We start from the raw sequence: 753 nt of genomic DNA, 5'->3' as shown, positions 1-753 counted from the left end.
CATCGGCAGCGGTGCCATTCTGCTGGCTGCCGGCGGCATTGGCGCAGCGCTCTTCTGCTGCAAGCGCCGTTCCCATCGATAAGGAGTGTGCGCCATGAAAAGACAATCACGCTCCGGCAAGCTTCCCCTTGCCGTGCAGATTCTGCTGCCGCTTCTGCTGGCGCTGCTCTGCGGCGGTGTGCTGCTGCTGGCATCCATCCGCCCCTATGAGATCGCAAAAACCTACCTGCGCATTGGCTTTATGGACAGCGGCAGCACCAACCCCAACAGCGGTACCAGCGGACTGAACATTGTGGAAACCGACATCGACACCGATTATACCGGTGCGACCTCTGCGGAGGGCGACGTGGCGGTATCTGCCTATGGCAGCCAGTGCGCCATTCTGGAGTGCAAGTCCGCCGGTCTGTACGTTCCGGTCTACTGGGGCGGCGGTTCGGAGCTGCTGAAAAAAGGCGCCTGCCAGACACCGGCCTCCGCCGTCATCGGCAGCACCGGCAACTCCGTCATCAGCGCCCATGTCAACACCTTTTTCCACGACCTGAACCAGCTGAAAAAAGGGGACACCGTCACTCTCTACACCACCTACGGTAAATTCACCTACGAGGTATCGGAACAGATTCAGTTCCAGTCCTCCAATGACGGCTGTCTGAAACAGACGGACGATGACCGTCTGACGCTCTACACCTGCGAAATGCAGCTGCTGGGTTCCTCGGACACCCGCATCGGCGTGGTGTGCAAACTGACCCAGCGGGA

Annotated in this window: 1 protein-coding gene; it reads left to right on the top strand. The window is 59.9% G+C overall.

All coding sequences use genetic code 11. The annotated features are described in order from the left end of the window. Positions 1-94 precede the first annotated feature (94 nt). Positions 95-753 (top strand): class D sortase (locus QZL66_RS09015; protein WP_293602124.1); only part of this gene is annotated, 659 nt, incomplete at its 3' end.

The sequence above is a fragment of the Ruminococcus sp. CAG:330 genome (genome assembly GCF_000437175.1).
Taxonomy (GTDB): domain Bacteria; phylum Bacillota; class Clostridia; order Oscillospirales; family Ruminococcaceae; genus Ruminococcus_C.
This window is presented reverse-complemented; position numbering and strand designations above follow the sequence as displayed.